The sequence below is a fragment of the Pseudanabaena sp. PCC 6802 genome, from assembly GCF_000332175.1.
GTDB lineage: Bacteria > Cyanobacteriota > Cyanobacteriia > Pseudanabaenales > Pseudanabaenaceae > PCC-6802.
Genome location: NZ_KB235914.1, coordinates 2305706 through 2321976, shown reverse-complemented (window position 1 = coordinate 2321976; position 16271 = coordinate 2305706). Strand labels below are relative to the sequence as shown.

Below are 16271 nucleotides of genomic sequence, written 5' to 3'. Positions count from 1 at the left end.
GTGAAAAGTGCGGGAACCTGTAAGTATATGTGCCCAAATTCGTGATAGATTCAATAAACATAGAATTTCAATGCGGGTTGAGCGCGCAACTTGAACATTTGTGAGGAGAACGGAGCACCATGGCAGTTTTTACAGGCACTAATGCCAACGATAGTTATTTAGCAACTACCGAAGGCGACAACGCTAGAGGTCTCAGAGGCGACGATACTTTAATTGGTAATGTCGGCAGAGATACGCTCAACGGAAATGCTGACAATGACCTTTTATTTGCAGACAGCTTAACCCAAACCGCAGGTGGCAACGACAGCCTGTTTGGCGGTCAAGGCGCTGACACCCTGGTGGGCGCTCGTTTCGGATTTAGCGCCGATAGCCTAGGTGGCAACAGAGGCGAAGACTTGCTAGTCGCTTCTACTAACGGTGGTAACACTCTGTTTGGCGGTCAAGGTAATGACACCATCTACGGTAGCGTCTCCAATGCCAATACGATGAACGGCGACCTCGGCGATGACGTATTGGTAGCTGGTAACGGAAGCGATCGCATGTTGGGTGCCGATGGTAACGACACCCTCATCGGTGGCAAAGGCAACAACGACATGTTCGGCGAAGCTGGCAACGACCAGTTCCAATTCTTTACCGCCGTACCGCAGGATCTAGTGGCATTTACAGGTGCAGAGCAGGTGGTGCGCAGCAGAGGCGGCTTTGGTGGCTCTGACACGATCTTCGACTTCGCCACTGGTGACACGATTTCAATTTCCCAACTAGACCGCAATGCCACAGTAACAGTTACCACCAATTCTGCTGGCGCGGCGGTGATTACCATTGCAGGAACGGCTAGCGACGGTACGTCGGCAGCCCAAACGATTACGGTTGTTGGTGTCACGAGAGAGCAGCTATTGGCACCTGGATCGCAGTTATTCGCTATCAACGGTAGCTTCATCACCACCAACGACACTATCAACACGGGTGATAACGGTGGCACTTCTACCTTCACGGTGGGCAATCGTCTACCTGGAGGCGATATCAAGGGTAAGAGCTTAGTAGGTAGCCCTACTGCTGATAGCTTTACTGACGATCCGACCGCTGCTACTACCGCTGCCGGGATTCAGCTAGTCACGACTGTCAACGACGATACCTTAGCTGGCAATGCTGGCAATGACTTTATGTTCGGCAGCGATGGTAATGACAGCATCAATGGTGGCGATAGCAGTACTATTAATCCTATTTTCCTACAGATTCCTGGCAGCGATGCCCAAGGCGGCGATACGCTAATTGGCGGTCGCGGTATCGATACGCTTACGGGTGGCTCGGGTTCTGATATTTTCCGGTTCACTGACTTCACTCCGGGTGAAGTTGATGTTATCACTGACTATAAATTTTCTCCCCCACCTATAGGCGATCTCGATATTATTGAAGTTAGCGCAGCGGCGTTTGGTGGTTCGTTAGTTGCCGGACAAACTGGAGGCATAGGGCAGTTTCTTTTCTTCCCCCCCACTCCTGGAGCAGCACCGGCTGATGCATCTGTATTAGGGATACCAGTTGGCACTTCTGCTTTCTACTATGACGTAACTGGTGGCGGTCTTTACTTCGATCGCGATGGTGGCGGCTCAGGTACTGGCTTCGTGCAATTTGCGCAGCTTTCACCCGTTCCGGCACCTCCTGGAATCCCTGGTTTCCCATTCTTCCGAATTGTGGCTTAGGGCGCGCAGGTTGGGATATAAAAGTAATTTCTGTTACAGGGCAAGCAGTGCTTGCCCTGTTTTTTATCAATCAAGTATACAGATGGGCGCGTTTTTAATAAAATTTAGTATGTGTTAACAAATATTCAAGACAGTATTCACAAGGATATTATGACTTTTATTAAAGGATTGTTTAACAAGAAGAAGGCAGAACCTTCTAAGTCTGAAGAGCCAGCTGCACCAGCTAAAGCGGAGGTGAAAGCTGAAACAAAGAAACCAGCTGCTCCAGCTAAAGCAGAGGCAAAAGCTGCAGAAGCAGAACCTACCTCAGTCCCTGAAGCGAAGGGTAAGGGCTTGCTTGGTGGTTTATTTAACTCTAAGAAAAGCGACCCAACCCCAGAGCCAGAGGCAGAGGCAGAACCAAAGTGGACTTACCAACCCACAGAAGATGCTAATTCCTACTTTTTGGATGCTGACTCAGCCAAGACCTTCGGTAATATTGACTACATGCGTACCACCAAGACGATCAAAAAAACCTTCCCTAGATTTGGTGGTCGTGCAGAAGGTGCTGAAGTGGTAGAAGTTACTTCTTCTCTAAACAAAACAGAAGGCACTGCCGGTTCTTTTGGTCAAGCACCAAAGGAGCCTGCACCTGAGATTAAACCCACCAAGGAAAGTAGCGATCGCAATCGCAGAGACACGAGCATGGATATGTTCCGCAACATGGCGAAGGGCATGAAAAAGTAGCGGGTTCGGAATTCTAAGTACCAAACACTTCACCCAATTGGGCGAGGAAAGTTTCATGCTTCTGTCTGCTCGACGAGGTGATGTGGCAGGAGCTTATTCCCGCATAAACTAAATTCAACACTTACGAATCCTCTTTCACTGCCCCAAAGTTATTTGGGGTATTTTTTTAATAGAATAGCGGTCAGCTTGCTAAGGTCAATTCGACACGCCTCTCCTCCCGATCGCTAAATTTGCCATTTATGCACCACAATCCCATCTTTATTGAGAATCTTAGCTATACCTATCCCGATGGGACGCACGCACTTAGGGAAATTAATCTATCAATTCGAGCTACAGAGCGGGTAGCGCTGGTGGGAGCGAATGGCTCTGGCAAGTCAACGCTACTTCTCCACCTCAATGGTGTATTGATGCCGCAAAAGGGTGAGGTGATGGTGGGAGAAAACCTGGTTAAATCAAAAAATCTGCAAATAATTCGCAATTTTGTAGGACTGGTTTTCCAAAACCCAGACGATCAGCTATTTATGCCCACGGTTTGGGAGGATGTGGCATTTGGGCCAATGAATCAGGGCTGGCGAGGGGCAGAACTACAACAGCGGGTAATAGGGGCGATGCAGTCAGTTGGACTCGATCCCCATATTTACGCTAAACGCCAAGCTGGTAATTTATCTGGAGGAGAAAAGAAGCGGGTGGCGATCGCGGGGGTAATGGCAATGCGACCGCAGATCTTAGTATTTGACGAGCCTTCCGCTCAACTCGATCCGCGATCGCGCCGCCAGTTAATTCATTTATTACAAAGCCTGCCAGAGACTCAGCTAATTGCCACTCACGATCTTGATCTGGCCTTAGAACTATGCGATCGCACTGTCGTCCTCAGCGAAGGGCGAGTTGCCTATGACGGTCAAACGGAAAAGGTGTTGAGCGATCGGGACTTTTTGCTCGATCGTGGCCTCGAAATGCCACTGAGCTACAGTCGTCCTTACTGCGCGATCGACCACGCACCCAAGCTGCCGCTGTAGTTTCGGAAGCGCCAGTTGTCCGGAAATTGCAGATTTAGGTGAATGCTAGCAAACCCCAGTATAGAAACACCCCAAGTACGGGTAAGAAGATCAATAGTCCTAAGAGAGAAGATTTTCCCAGATTTGGCGGAATCGAGAATAAAACGATTAAGCCAATAACAAAATTGACCAGGGGCACGAACAACAAGATCAGCCACCATCCTGGCTTTCCGGCAGCGCGAATCATGACCCAAATTTGGGCAATTGGTACCCAGGCCAGCCAGCTATTAGGGATACTCAGTTTCTCCGCAATTTTCATCAAACAGAAACTGACAAACAAGTAAGCCAAAAGACCAATTACTCCACTAAAAAGGAGGATTTTGTCTGCAAGGGCTTTTTGTTCTTCAGTGAGGGGAGCAGTCGTGGGGTTATTTTCGCTAGATGTATTGTCTTGTGTACTATCCTGAGCGACAATTTGCTCGTTAAAATGGGTAATTAATGCAATCGATGCAGATGGTGCGATCGCATTAGATATCGAACCAGGAGCCGATAGGATTGGCTCGGCAACAAAATGCTGTAAGCCAATAACTGCAAATAGCGAGATCAAAAATAGTGAGATTCTGCGATAAACTACATCTACATGCCTGAAGCCTAAATATTTAACAAAATTCACTTTCCACACTCCTAAAAAGCTAAAGATTGGGAAATAACGTTACCTTATTTACCATATCGAGAGTGCAAATGGCTTAAATTAATTTATAGCGAATTGCCAGACTGTTGCTGCTATCTTCGACGACCGCTCTCCTAAATATCGGGCAATTGTCCCAGGCTAGCCGCACTAAAGTTATAGCAACAGTCAACATGTTTAAGATGGAATACACTGACAGAACCCGTGCATGGAACCGCAACCCTCATAACTCTTGGACTAATACCAAATCCCGATCTGTTAACCCCTTTTCTTGCAGTCTGCGCAGGCAGATTTTATTTGCATAGCCGCGACTTCTAGTCGCCAGGCAATGTAGGGATAATGCGTACTGATTTGGTATAACAGAATCTGTCCTCAACTAAACAAAAATACCTCAGCAGGGTTGCCAAGGTTAGATACTGAAGACTAAAGAATAGGTGACAAAAACGGGTGCTGCCAGTCAGTCTTAACGTACTAAGCTAGCAACTGAATATTCGTAAAATTGATTTCGTAGTTTTTTTGCTGACCCTGTTCGTTGGAATGAACGACCTGACTGGTCATGACATAGTAGTCGCCTATTTTTTCGTAGTTATCCTCAAACTTGGCTTGCCGCACGATCTCATTGGTTTGAGGATTGCGGAAGACGGCGCTATAGGCGCTAGAGATATAGCCTTCGCCCGTGTCGAGGTGAGCCAGGTGGTTGATGACAAAGCCGATACGCCCCATGACGCGGCTAACCATAGAAACCTCGTTATTGCGCACCTTGTAGTTGGAACCCATACTATCGCCGGAAACCAGAATTTCTACCGCTCCAGTTTCATCCGTTGCACCCATGGAAAATTCCGACTTACCATGCGCGTCTTCAAAGGACTTGCGCTTGCGGTGGGTAACGACATCTCTCAACTGATTGGTCAGCCATTCTTGCCCTTCATCGACAGTGACGGTTTTTTCTTCGCCGCTGGGCGCACGAGTCGTACGCTCGACCAATTTAGGCTCGTCCATGGTTACGCTTACAGATAGATCGGGGTTGATGCTTGCCTTACCCGTGCGGGTCTCGCCATCAATCGTCACGCTCAAATCTGCGGTCATACCAGGGAAGCGATCGTCCCAGGTATAGCGATTTTCATAGGCGGCGCGGAATAAATCGCGGGCTTTGTTATCTACTTTTTCTGTAGTAATCATGTCAATAATTGTCGATCGAGGTTTGTCAATTGGTATTTTATAGCTGCAGCCACTAGGCTTAGGACGGGGTGCAGGGGTAGAACCCCTGCGTGGGGGCACAGCCCCCACACCCCCTGTCCTAACAGATCTGTCTATGGCTATATTTACGAGAAATTACCTTTATAGTTCCTCGTTACATCAGTTATTCAAGCCTACCAGAATACCTCGCTTACTTTTGCCCAACCATAGGCAACTTGTCGGTATACTTCTGAGCTATGGGTGAATATTTTGCGACGGTAGCTCGTGGTTTGGAGTATTTAGCTGCTCAAGAGTTGGAAAGCTTGGGGGCGCGTTCGATTGCTCCCGGATTCTGCGGGGTGGCATTTGAGGGCGATCGCACCCTCCTATACCGCGTTAATCTATGGGCTAGACTTCCCTTTCGAGTTTTGCTAAAACTGGGCGAGTTTCCCTGCCACGACGCGCAAGAACTTTATCGCAGTATTCAAAAAATCGACTGGCAGGCATACCTCACGCCCGATCGTACCCTGGCAGTCAATGCCACGGGTAAGAACGATCGACTCAACCATACCCACTTCACGGCGCTTCAGGTTAAAAATGCCATTGTCGATCGGCAGCAACAAACTTCAGGCGATCGCTCTAATGTTGATACCCAGTCTCCGGACGTGCGAATTAACGTGCATATCGAGCGCGAGAGCTGTACGGTTAGTCTCGACAGTTCGGGTAGCAGTCTGCACCGTCGCGGTTACCGCCCCGCTGTTGGTAAAGCCCCGCTCAAGGAATCCCTCGCCGCTGCCCTCATTCAACTAAGCGGCTGGCAGCCGGATTTGACATTTCTCGACCCGCTCTGTGGCTCCGGAACTTTGCCTTTGGAGGCCAGCTTAACAGCTTTGCAGATCGCGCCGGGGCTGTTTCGCGATCGCTTTGGGTTTGAAACCTGGCCGGACTTTGACGAACTGCTGTGGGAGCGCCTGCGACGGGAAGCAATAGCCAGCCAGCTAGATCGCCTGCCAGCGAAGATTTTGGGCAGCGATCGCGATGCCAGCGCGATCCAGCAAGCTCGTACAAATGCCAAGCAGTGCGGCGTTGCTCAACACGTGAAATTCTCTCAAACCGCGCTCGATCGGGTTGAACCTCCTGCCGATTGCGGCGTATTGCTATGCAATCCCCCCTATGGCGAACGTCTGGGAAGCGATCGCGAGCTGGGCGAGTTTTACAAGCAACTGGGTCGCGTATTAAAGCAACGGTTTAAGGGCTGGGCAGTATATATCCTCAGCGGTAATAAAGCGCTTGCCAGCACGATAGGCTTAAAATCGTCGCGACAAATTCCGGTGCATAATGGCTCTATTCCCTGCCAGTTGATGCAGTACGAACTCTATTAGCCAGGCCAATTCTGCGCCCCATGCAGCACCCGCAGAATTACAATTCTAGACTCCGCCAACAGGTAAACCACCACATAAGGTAAACCTGGTAGGGCAAGTTCTCGCGTTCCTTTAACGCGCCCAGGCTTACCTCGCTTTGGAAACTGCAACAACCCTTCAACTGACTTCAAAATTGCACTCTCTACCAACTCAGCTGCATCTGGGTTCCGCTGCTCGATAAAATCCCAGATGGCATTCACATCTTGTCGAGCTGAAGTAGTCCAGACAATAGACATTAGTACTATTGTCCAGACTCATTACGCCGACGAGACCAATCTGCCACAACCCGATCGTGGTCAACTACATTCCCCTGCGCCAGATCGTTTAAACCCTCTTGAACTGCATCAATAAACTCCTGTTCGGAAGCAACGTAAGCCTGTAGTGCCTCATGTAAAATCCAAGCACGTGTTCGACCAATCTGTTCGGAGAGCCGATCCACCTGTTCTGCCATCTCTTCCGTCACGCGAGTTGAAATAGTAATTTCTTTCGTCATGGCTTTGCTTATATCTCTGCTTCAAGTATAGCAGCACGATCTGCAAAGTAAACATTGTAAACAAAGCTTCCACTAGATCGGAATAACGAATTGTTATATTGAATGGGGAAAAACTAAGCTACAGTTGGAGAAGGTTTCATGGATCTTGTTGAGGTTGTCAAAGCGGATTATCAAAAATTTCCAGCCGCACAGACTTACAGCATTTATGCTGAAGATGTTTACTTTCAAGATCCGGTGTTTAAATTTCGTGGCTTGGGTCGTTATAAGTTAATGATCGGATTTATCACGACCTGGTTCAGAGCACTCAAATTAGAACTGCACGAAATCGATCGCGTTGATGATACGACAATTAAAACCCGCTGGACGATGAGTTGGGATGCTCCTTTACCCTGGAAGCCGCGCATCTCAGTCGATGGTTGGAGCGAGCTAAAGCTCAACGCCGACAATCTCATAGCTTCTCACATTGACTATTGGGACTGTTCGCGTTGGGATGTAATCAAACAGCACGCCCTATTCCGGCGATCGCAGAACTGAATCGAAAATCAATAGGTAGGGTGGGCAATGCCCACCTTACCACCAGGATATGGAAGTTTGAAAGGGAGCGTCAATAACTTATCCCAAATTTAGGTCGGTAACCGCCCCCACGCTGCTACTGGATACGAGCTTGGCATATTTTGCCAATACGCCCTTCGTATATCTAGGAGCAGGAGGTCTCCAGTTAGCGCGGCGCTCCTCCAGTTCGGCATCTGAGATGTTCAGTTGTAATAATCTGGCCTCCGCATCGATTGTAATTGAATCGCCTTCGCGGACGAGGGCGATCGCCCCGCCCACAAATGCCTCCGGTGCTACGTGTCCGACTACCATCCCATAGGTGCCGCCAGAAAATCGTCCGTCCGTGATCAATCCCACCGAATCGCCCAAACCCGCACCAATAATGGCACTGGTGGGAGCCAGCATTTCTCTCATGCCGGGACCGCCCTTTGGCCCTTCATAGCGAATCACGATTACGTCGCCAGGATTAATTTGTTTGTCCAGAATAGCCCTAAGGCAAGCCTCTTCCGATTCAAACACCCTGGCGGGGCCAGTAATTTTGGGATTTTTTACCCCTGTAATTTTAGCGACGCTGCCTTCGGTTGCCAGATTCCCCTTGAGAATCGCTAAATGCCCCTGGGTGTAAATCGGCTTATCCCAAGGACGAATCACATCCCGATCGGGATCGGGTCGATCTGGGATATCCGCTAACTGTTCCGCCACAGTTTTACCAGTAATCGTGAGGGCATCTCCATGCAGCACCCCATTGACAAGCAATATTTTCATTACCTGCGGGATGCCACCCGCTTTATGCAAATCCGTTGCCACATAGCGACCGCTGGGTTTCAGGTCGCATAACACCGGCACCCGCGCCCGAATCGCTTCAAAGTCATCAATCGTCAGCGGTACGCCAACGGCGTTGGCGATCGCCAGTAAATGCAACACTGAATTAGTCGAGCCGCCCACTGCCATGATTACCGCAATGGCATTCTCAAATGCCTGGCGAGTGAGAATTTGGCGGGGTAGAATTTGCTTTTTAATTGCTTCTACCAGAACGGCAGCCGATTGAGCCGTACTATCTGCTTTTTCCGCATCCTCGGCTGCCATAGTCGAGGAGTACATCAAACTCATGCCCATAGCTTCAAATGCAGACGACATGGTGTTAGCAGTGTACATGCCGCCACAGGAACCAGCGCCAGGGCAAGCGCGGCGCTCTACTTCCATGAGTTCCTGCTCGTCTATTTCGCCAGCACTGTACTGACCGACTGCTTCAAACGCGCTAACTACAGTAAGGTCGCGCCCGTTGTAATGTCCGGGTTTAATCGTGCCGCCATAAACAAAAATCGATGGAATATTCATGCGTGCTATTGCGATCATAGCGCCAGGCATATTCTTATCGCAGCCACCGATCGCGATGACACCGTCGAGGCTTTGACCGTTACATACTGTTTCAATGGAGTCGGCAATCACTTCGCGAGAGACCAGCGAGTATTTCATCCCTTCGGTACCCATTGAAATGCCATCGCTGATCGTAATTGTGCCAAATACCTGCGGCATAGCACCCCCCTCTTTTAACTCGGCGACAGCTCGATCGGCCAGATCGCCAAGACCGACGTTACAGGGAGTAATATTGCTATAGCCATTGGCAACCCCCACAATTGGCTTGTGAAAGTCTGCATCGCTAAAACCAACAGCGCGTAACATGGCACGATTGGGCGATCGCTGCACGCCTTCAGTCACAACCTTGCTTCTGCGGTTATCTGGCATAGGTTTTAATATCCTTAAGTGCGATCGTTTATACTAAACCTATATTCTAAGGATTGATTAACAAGTCTTTGAAGCTATTAGGAATTCTTTAAACTCCTGTTAGTCATGACTCAGTTACAGCAAGCCTTCGCACGCAAACCACAAAGCAGCCATGTTGAAATCATTCAGGCAATTAGCACTGCGATGCCTAGCTTTCTCCTTACTGGCGATCGCATTGATATTTAGTAATTTGGCATTCAGCCCTCCTCTTTTCGCCCAAGTTACCCCATCTCCAGATGGCCCCACCCCACCATCCACAGAGCTAAAAAGCACTGAAAAAGATCGGACAATCGTTAACCCTAGGAAAAAATCGGACGTACTGGAATCAGAGAAAGATCTCCTTAGCGAACCAACCACAAGGGTAAAAAGCCCAGAAGCACAGGATGAGTATGACATGACAGTCATCCACAAATTCGATCGGGAATTGTACGGCGACTAAGTCAACATAAGACTTTGGCATCTCAACCTCGAAGTTGATAGGTATAGCTATAGCCAACAGGCTTAGGACGGGGTGCAGGGGTTCCACCCCTGCCTGGGGGCGCAGCCCCCACACCCCCCTGTCCTAACAAATCTGTCTATGGCTATATAATTCGAGCCTCTAGGGTTGGTTATGCGTTGGGCATAAATGCGTCGCAAATGACACTCCACCTTCCATGCAGGACGCTTGTGCGGAGCTACAAAGAATTTTGTCGCCAATCTGATGAAAATCGATCGACTACGATCGCCGTTCCCAGGCAAGTGTCACCAAAGCATTAACGATGGCAGCGGCAACAGGGGAGCCGCCTTTGCGTCCTTCAACGCGAATATGTGGATGGGGCGATCGCGCCAGTGCTGCTTTCGACTCAAGTACAGAGACAAACCCCACAGGGGCACCAATAATTAATTTGGGCGTAAAGATAAAATCTGTAGGCTGGCAGAGGGCAAGCAAAGCGGTTGGGGCATTACCGATCGCAAATATTGCTTCGGGGTACGCCTGCATACATTGCCGCATCCCGAGTTCGGATCTGGTGCGATCGCCGCGATCTGCTTGCTCGGAACTAAAGTCCAGTGCGGTAATTACTTCATTGCCAAATGTTTTAATTAATAAACCGACGATGCCTTGCTTGACCATGCCGACATCAACCACGATCGGGGTACGGTGCGCGATCGCTTCTAAGGCGAAGGCGATCGCCCCATCGGTAAATCTGGTTAATTGTTTGAACTCAAAGTCCGCTGTGGTGTGAATAATCCGGCGGACAATGGCATATTCAGGCGCGGTAAAACTATGCTCGCCAATTTCGCGATCGATGATGGCAAAACTTTGAGCCGTGATGGGGTGAATCAAGCAATCTGACATTAGCTAACTTAAAAAGCTTTAATTGAGATCGTAGCTAATGACAAGCGCGGTGATGGGGTTAATAAGCCCCGTTACCCTTAGGGAATATCACAACGCCGATGGTTTTCACAATAATGTAGAGATCCATCCAGAAGCAGTGATGCTTGGCGTAGTGCATATCGATCTGCACGCGACGCGGATAAGGAATATCATTACGCCCGGACACTTGCCACAGCCCGGTCAGTCCAGGTCTAATGGTAAGCACCCGATCGATGGCATCGCCATATTTGGGTAATTCTTCCTTTACTAATGGGCGAGGCCCAACCACGCTCATATCTCCCACCAAAACATTCCAGAACTGAGGAAACTCATCAAGGCTGGTGACGCGCAGCCATCTGCCAATCGGCGTAATACGCGGATCGTCCTTGAGCTTAAAACTATTCTCATATTCGGCGCGACTGATCGGACAGGTATTGAGCATATCCGTCAGAATGCGATCGGCATTGACTACCATTGTCCGAAACTTATAGCAGCCAAATAAACGACCGTTACGCCCCACACGCCTTTGCACGTAAAGGATGGGGCCGGGGGAGTTTATATAGATTAACAGCGCGATAATTAAGTAAATCGGAGAAAATAAGATCAGTACGCTTAAAGAAAATAAAATATCGAAGAGCCTTTTCCCTCCACTAGAATAGGCATCTGCTCGTCGTCTTACATGTTTGGCTGTAGCAGCAATCACGCGCTCGGTTGCCCGTAGCTGCGTTCGATTTGCTCTAGCCTTTCCATATCGGCTTTTTGTAATCATTTAACCTCTTGCATTCACACCACATGTTTTCAATCATACAATGCCAACCTACTTCTTCTGGGGTGAAGATGAGTATCAATTAGCACAGGCCGTACAGAAACTGCGCTCGGATTTACTCGACCCCGCATGGCTAGACTTTAACTACGTCAAGCTTTCTGCAACTAACGATATACAGATCGTAGATGGACTCAATCAAGCTGCAACTCCTCCTTTGGGTATAGGTAATCGTTTAACCTGGTTGTCTGAGACTAATATTGCCCAGCGGTGTTCTGAAAAGGTGTTAGCAGAACTAGAGAGGACTTTAGAACACTTGCCACCTAACTCATATCTTTTGTTTACCACACCCAGTAAGCCAGACAATCGGCTAAAGTCTACCAAGCTTTTGCAAAAATATGCGTCCATTCAGGAATTTTCGCCTATACCCGCTTGGAATAGCAATGCGATCGCGCAATTAATTAGACGATTAGCTGCCGATCTTGGTTTAGAGCTTACTGACGATGGCGTAGATCTGATGGTCGAGTCTGTGGGAAGCGACTCGCGCCGTTTGGTAATGGAGATGGAAAAACTTAAGCTGTGGCACCAAGGACGGTCAGCACCGCTTAATGCCAAAGATATTGCACCGTTGGTGCGATCGAGCGCCCATAACAGCTTGCAATTGGCTGGAGCCATCCGCGAGGGCAACACCAGTCGTGCTTTGTCACTACTAGCTGAACTATTAAGCAACAACGAAGCTGCCTTGAAAATCTGCGCCACCTTAACCGGACAATTTCGCACCTGGCTCTGGGTCAAGCTGATGCAAGAGTCTGGCGAGCGCGACGACAAAGTAATTGCTGCCGCTGCTGAAATTGGCAACCCCAAACGACTGTATTTCCTCAAGCAAGAGGTAAGGTTCCTAACCAGCGACAAACTCGTGCGATCGCTAGCAATTTTGTTGAGATTAGAATTTAGCTTAAAGCGCGGTATGGATGAATCCGCCGCCTTGCAAACTGCACTTATAGAGCTATGTACCTTACTTGGCAAAGCTTAAAGCAAGTTTTGTTTCTGAAGTCATTATCAATAACTATGATTCATAGTTGACATTAATTTTTAATTATGATTATATCCTTAATCAGTAATTGCAACTGTTCTCAATTACTACTTAAGAACAAGCTGATGTCATGGCTTATTCGATATGGCTATAGCCAAGAGGCTAATGACAGAGTGCAGGGATAAATCCCTTACGTGGGGGGCGCGGCTCCTACACCCGCTGTCTTAACAGATTTGTCTACAGCTATAAATAATTGCGACGCATTTTACCAACTCAGGGTTGGGAAAATTGTCTTGAAAAATAATTTGTTATTAATAAATATTCTTAATTAGAGATGCTTAGTGTTTTTCTGAATTAAGAGTTAGTTTCACATGTCCTAATGACAGCCAAACTTGGCAAAGGAGTTTTGATTGACGATGGACGACTTAACGAACACCTCTAATGATGTTTCTGGACTACCTATCCCCACATCAATGGGATCGGGATTACCCACTGGCGATCCCTCCAGCCTGGATACGCTGCTAATTGCCAATCGCAATGGTAGTAGTGGCAGTGGTGCGGGTTCCATCCTCTACTATCAAGCAGGCGATGATGTAATTACAGTTGACGACCTCAGCTATACGATCTATGCCGGTGAAGGTAACAACGTTGTGACCAGTAGTTTAGGTAATGACATTATCTACGCCGGCAGTGGGCGTGACATTATTAACGCTGGCGATGGACGTAATGGGATTGATGCTGGTGCAGGCAATAACATTATTACTAGTGGAGTTGGTAAGGATCTGATCTTTGCTGGAATTGGAAATGATGTGATTTATGCCGGGGATGGAAAGAACACGATCTACGCTGGTGATGGCAATAATCGCATTCTCACAGGTAAAGGCAATGACTATGTTTCTACGGGTGGTGGCAATGATGTAATTTACACGGGCAGAGGTAATGACACGATCGCCGCTGGCAATGGCAACAACATTATCAGTGCTGGAAATGGCGAGGATAGCGTTACTGTTGGTAGTGGTATCGATCGCATTATTCTAGAAGCTGGCTCTGGCTCTGTGACTGTAACTGGCTTCAATGCTAGTAGTGACAACCTGTACTTGGGCAGTAGTTTGTTGGGGCGATCGCTCGCATTTACAACTCAAAACGGCAACACGCTAGTTAAGGCAGGCAATGACCTGCTAGCAAAACTGAAGGGAGTCAGCGTTGGCTCGGAAGTACTGGTTACGGGCACTCTACCGTATCGTTATGAAGCGATCGATTTAGGTGCGCTCAACACTAATGCCAAGAATGTTCGAGCCAATACAATTAACGATCTAGGTCAAATTTCAGGGCGCTCGGAAACTGGTCAAACCCAAACAGTGGGTACCAGAACATTTAATCTGTCTCAGGGATTCATTTGGCAAAATGGTGCGATCGCTCCGCTCCCCAGTACCGGACTCAAAGTTGGTGGCAGCAACGACGGACAGACAATTACACTGCCTGGAGCGGGCGGCTTTGTCAATGGCATCAACGATCGCTCGGTTCTTGTTGGAGCGGCTGACGAGATTTTAGGGCAGTCTACCGATCGCGCCACGCGGTGGGAACCTGAATCAGGTGGATATAGCTTAGAAATTACCGATTTTGGCGGCGTAGAGAGCTATTTCTTTGATATTAACAATCAAAATCGGATTGCTGGTCGTCATATCTACGGACCGGGTTCCACTCCAACTGCTTCCAATCGCAGTTCCCCCATTTACTGGGAGGATGGTGAGATCGTCAACCTGGAAGATCTAGATGGAGATACAGGGACTGCTCGCGGCATCAATAGCAAAGGACAAATCGTCGGACAAATCGATCGCGATGGAATTAACGATCTAACAATAAACACTGCCGCTCTCTGGCAAGAAGTTGGTGGTGAATATAACCTGACCGATCTGGGTACTTTTGGTGCCGAGCAGAGCGTTGCCCGCGATATCAATGATGTCGGTCAAATTATTGGCTGGACTAGCAATGGTACTGGCTCTCTAGCAACTAGCTCTCCTTTCCTCTGGCAGAATGGCATTAAAATCGACCTGGGTAGCTTTGGGGGCTCCCGAGGTGAAACATCTGGGATTAATCAGTTTGGTCAAGTGGTTGGCTTCTCTCAAAATGCATCTGGGCAAGATGCTGCTTTTATCTGGCAAAATGGCATAATGTTCGATCTGAACAATCTGGTGACCGCACGTCCCACTTTTAACAGTGGTAACGTCACTTTGATTCGCGCCAACGCCATCAACAACTTTGGTGATGTTGCTGCCTATGGCACATTTACTTACCAAGATGCCACAGGCACTACTCAAACTGGAACTCGTTCTTATCTACTAAGAACTGTAATATAGCCCTACGAAACTGTTCAAATTGGTATTAATTTCTGCAAAAACCTGTCCCCAGATACAATCGCTAAATGCTAGCCTAGTGGCAATAATTTGGTTGTACTACTGCTATGAAGCTGAGATTGATTACTATTGGGGTACTTTCTGCCGGATTAATTGGTTATGCAAATGTGTTGGGGTTGTCTAGCGTAGCAGCCCCATCTCAATTTTCAGGACAAGAAAATGTTGGTATTGATGTCTTCAGATTGGCAAACCCTTCTGTAGTAACAATTAGAGCGGGTGGAGCAACAGGCTCCGGCAGTATAGTCAGTACTGATGGCCTGGTTATAACTAACGATCACGTGGTGCGCGATTCTAACGGACAGGTTAGGGTGATTACCAGTTCAGGTCAACAGTACACTGGCACCGTGATTGCCACCGATCGCCGCAACGATCTAGCGCTAATTAGATTGCAGACTAGCGATCGCCTGCCTGCCATCCGCATCGCTGGGGCTGATAACATCCTGGTGGGTCAGAGAGTATTCGCGCTCGGCAGCCCATTTGGGCAGTCTGGGACTTTAACTACAGGTATTCTCAGCCGGGTGGGACGCGATGGCAATTTACAGACCGATGCCTCCCTCAACCCTGGTAACTCGGGCGGGCCTTTGCTAAATTCCCGTGGCGAGATGATTGGTGTCAATAAGGCCGTAGTCAGACCTGGGTTCCCCGGCAGTGCCAATATTGGCATTGCTACCAGCGCGGTTATTGCCAACGAATTTATTCAACGCAACCGCAATAATTCTCCGGCGGATTTTCGCACGGCAGCAAGACAACCACAATCAAGACAACCAGAATTTAGAGTCAACCCGTTTGGGGCACCTGAGTTTAGCTCTCCCAATCGGCGAGGGGGGTACCGTTTAGGCGTAACCGTCGATCCTGAAACTCTCATAATAGAGGACGTACAACCCAGTTCGGTGGCTAGTAATTCGGGGTTGCAACCAGGAGATCGCCTGCTAGCCTTAAATGGTCAGCGCTTATTTGATGTCGTCCAAATTATCCAATTTCTGGAACAACGACCATCGTCAGCCGTAATTACGATCGCTCGCAACCGCCGCCTTGCCAATTTGCGGGTTAGGTTTTGAGACTTACCTCACCTGACACCGGATGCCCTGAATCCCCAGTGGTGTCAGCGGTACGACCTTGCTGTCTGTCATACCGCTGACTCGCTCGCGACTGCAAAAGACAATTTCAGTAGAGA

General features: G+C 48.6%; 16 protein-coding genes. 9 read left to right on the top strand and 7 right to left on the bottom strand.

All coding sequences use genetic code 11. The annotated features are described in order from the left end of the window. Positions 1-119: 119 nt before the first annotated feature. The 3 genes from PSE6802_RS0116170 to PSE6802_RS0116160 all read left to right on the top strand — a co-directional run bounded on the left by PSE6802_RS0116170 (position 120) and on the right by PSE6802_RS0116160 (position 3439). Positions 120-1697 carry a calcium-binding protein gene (locus PSE6802_RS0116170; protein WP_019501090.1) on the top strand — a complete coding sequence of 526 codons (1578 nt, stop codon included), beginning with the start codon at positions 120-122 and terminating at the stop codon, positions 1695-1697. A 111-nt stretch (positions 1698-1808) separates the two neighbouring features. Next, positions 1809-2423, top strand: a complete 615-nt coding sequence (locus PSE6802_RS31200) for a hypothetical protein (protein ID WP_156815556.1) — start codon at positions 1809-1811, stop codon at positions 2421-2423. 239 nt (positions 2424-2662) lie between these two features. Continuing rightward, positions 2663-3439, top strand: coding sequence for an energy-coupling factor ABC transporter ATP-binding protein (locus PSE6802_RS0116160; RefSeq protein WP_019501088.1), 777 nt, complete (start codon positions 2663-2665; stop codon positions 3437-3439). A 34-nt stretch (positions 3440-3473) separates the two neighbouring features. Here the strand turns inward: PSE6802_RS0116160 and PSE6802_RS31195 are convergent, their stop codons facing one another. Then, positions 3474-4091 (bottom strand): DUF5684 domain-containing protein, encoded by a 618-nt coding sequence (locus tag PSE6802_RS31195; RefSeq protein ID WP_019501087.1) that lies wholly within the window; start codon positions 4089-4091, stop codon positions 3474-3476. Between the two features lie 486 nt (positions 4092-4577). Then, entirely contained in the window at positions 4578-5285 is a 708-nt protein-coding gene (locus PSE6802_RS0116150) for a DUF3386 domain-containing protein (RefSeq protein WP_026103338.1), read from the bottom strand. Between the two features lie 254 nt (positions 5286-5539). Here PSE6802_RS0116150 and PSE6802_RS0116145 point away from each other — a divergent pair, with 254 nt between their 5' ends. Beyond that, positions 5540-6664, top strand: a complete 1125-nt coding sequence (locus PSE6802_RS0116145) for a THUMP domain-containing class I SAM-dependent RNA methyltransferase (RefSeq protein WP_019501085.1) — start codon at positions 5540-5542, stop codon at positions 6662-6664. On the opposite strand, the gene PSE6802_RS0116140 is transcribed toward PSE6802_RS0116145, so the two are convergent. Both PSE6802_RS0116140 and PSE6802_RS0116135 read right to left on the bottom strand, forming a co-directional pair. Beyond that, complete coding sequence (locus PSE6802_RS0116140) at positions 6661-6939, bottom strand: type II toxin-antitoxin system RelE/ParE family toxin (RefSeq protein ID WP_019501084.1); 279 nt, start codon at positions 6937-6939, stop codon at positions 6661-6663. The genes PSE6802_RS0116145 and PSE6802_RS0116140 overlap by 4 nt on opposite strands. A 5-nt stretch (positions 6940-6944) precedes the next feature. Continuing rightward, positions 6945-7196 carry a CopG family ribbon-helix-helix protein gene (locus PSE6802_RS0116135; RefSeq protein ID WP_019501083.1) on the bottom strand — a complete coding sequence of 84 codons (252 nt, stop codon included), beginning with the start codon at positions 7194-7196 and terminating at the stop codon, positions 6945-6947. A 138-nt stretch (positions 7197-7334) separates the two neighbouring features. On the opposite strand from PSE6802_RS0116135, the gene PSE6802_RS0116130 reads away from it, so the two are divergent. After that, on the top strand, positions 7335-7730 hold the full coding sequence (locus tag PSE6802_RS0116130) for a DUF2358 domain-containing protein (RefSeq protein WP_019501082.1): 396 nt from the start codon (positions 7335-7337) through the stop codon (positions 7728-7730). A 78-nt stretch (positions 7731-7808) separates the two neighbouring features. Here the strand turns inward: PSE6802_RS0116130 and ilvD are convergent, their stop codons facing one another. Then, complete coding sequence (gene ilvD / locus PSE6802_RS0116125; protein WP_019501081.1) at positions 7809-9494, bottom strand: dihydroxy-acid dehydratase; 1686 nt, start codon at positions 9492-9494, stop codon at positions 7809-7811. 151 nt (positions 9495-9645) lie between these two features. Here ilvD and PSE6802_RS33540 point away from each other — a divergent pair, with 151 nt between their 5' ends. Then, positions 9646-9972: a hypothetical protein gene (locus PSE6802_RS33540; protein WP_156815555.1), complete on the top strand. Its 327-nt coding sequence runs from the start codon at positions 9646-9648 to the stop codon at positions 9970-9972. A gap of 276 nt (positions 9973-10248) precedes the next feature. On the opposite strand, the gene PSE6802_RS0116110 is transcribed toward PSE6802_RS33540, so the two are convergent. Beyond that, positions 10249-10869: a precorrin-8X methylmutase gene (locus tag PSE6802_RS0116110; RefSeq protein ID WP_019501078.1), complete on the bottom strand. Its 621-nt coding sequence runs from the start codon at positions 10867-10869 to the stop codon at positions 10249-10251. Positions 10870-10927: 58 nt separating this feature from the next. Then, positions 10928-11656: an undecaprenyl-phosphate galactose phosphotransferase family protein gene (locus PSE6802_RS0116105; protein WP_019501077.1), complete on the bottom strand. Its 729-nt coding sequence runs from the start codon at positions 11654-11656 to the stop codon at positions 10928-10930. A gap of 40 nt (positions 11657-11696) precedes the next feature. Here PSE6802_RS0116105 and holA point away from each other — a divergent pair, with 40 nt between their 5' ends. The 3 genes from holA to PSE6802_RS0116090 all read left to right on the top strand — a co-directional run bounded on the left by holA (position 11697) and on the right by PSE6802_RS0116090 (position 16155). Beyond that, on the top strand, positions 11697-12683 hold the full coding sequence (holA, locus tag PSE6802_RS0116100; protein WP_019501076.1) for a DNA polymerase III subunit delta: 987 nt from the start codon (positions 11697-11699) through the stop codon (positions 12681-12683). A 416-nt stretch (positions 12684-13099) separates the two neighbouring features. Beyond that, entirely contained in the window at positions 13100-15040 is a 1941-nt protein-coding gene (locus PSE6802_RS32030) for a hypothetical protein (protein ID WP_019501075.1), read from the top strand. 104 nt (positions 15041-15144) lie between these two features. Beyond that, a complete protein-coding gene (locus PSE6802_RS0116090; RefSeq protein WP_019501074.1) occupies positions 15145-16155 on the top strand; it encodes a S1C family serine protease in 1011 nt (336 codons plus the stop codon). Positions 16156-16271: the final 116 nt, after the last annotated feature.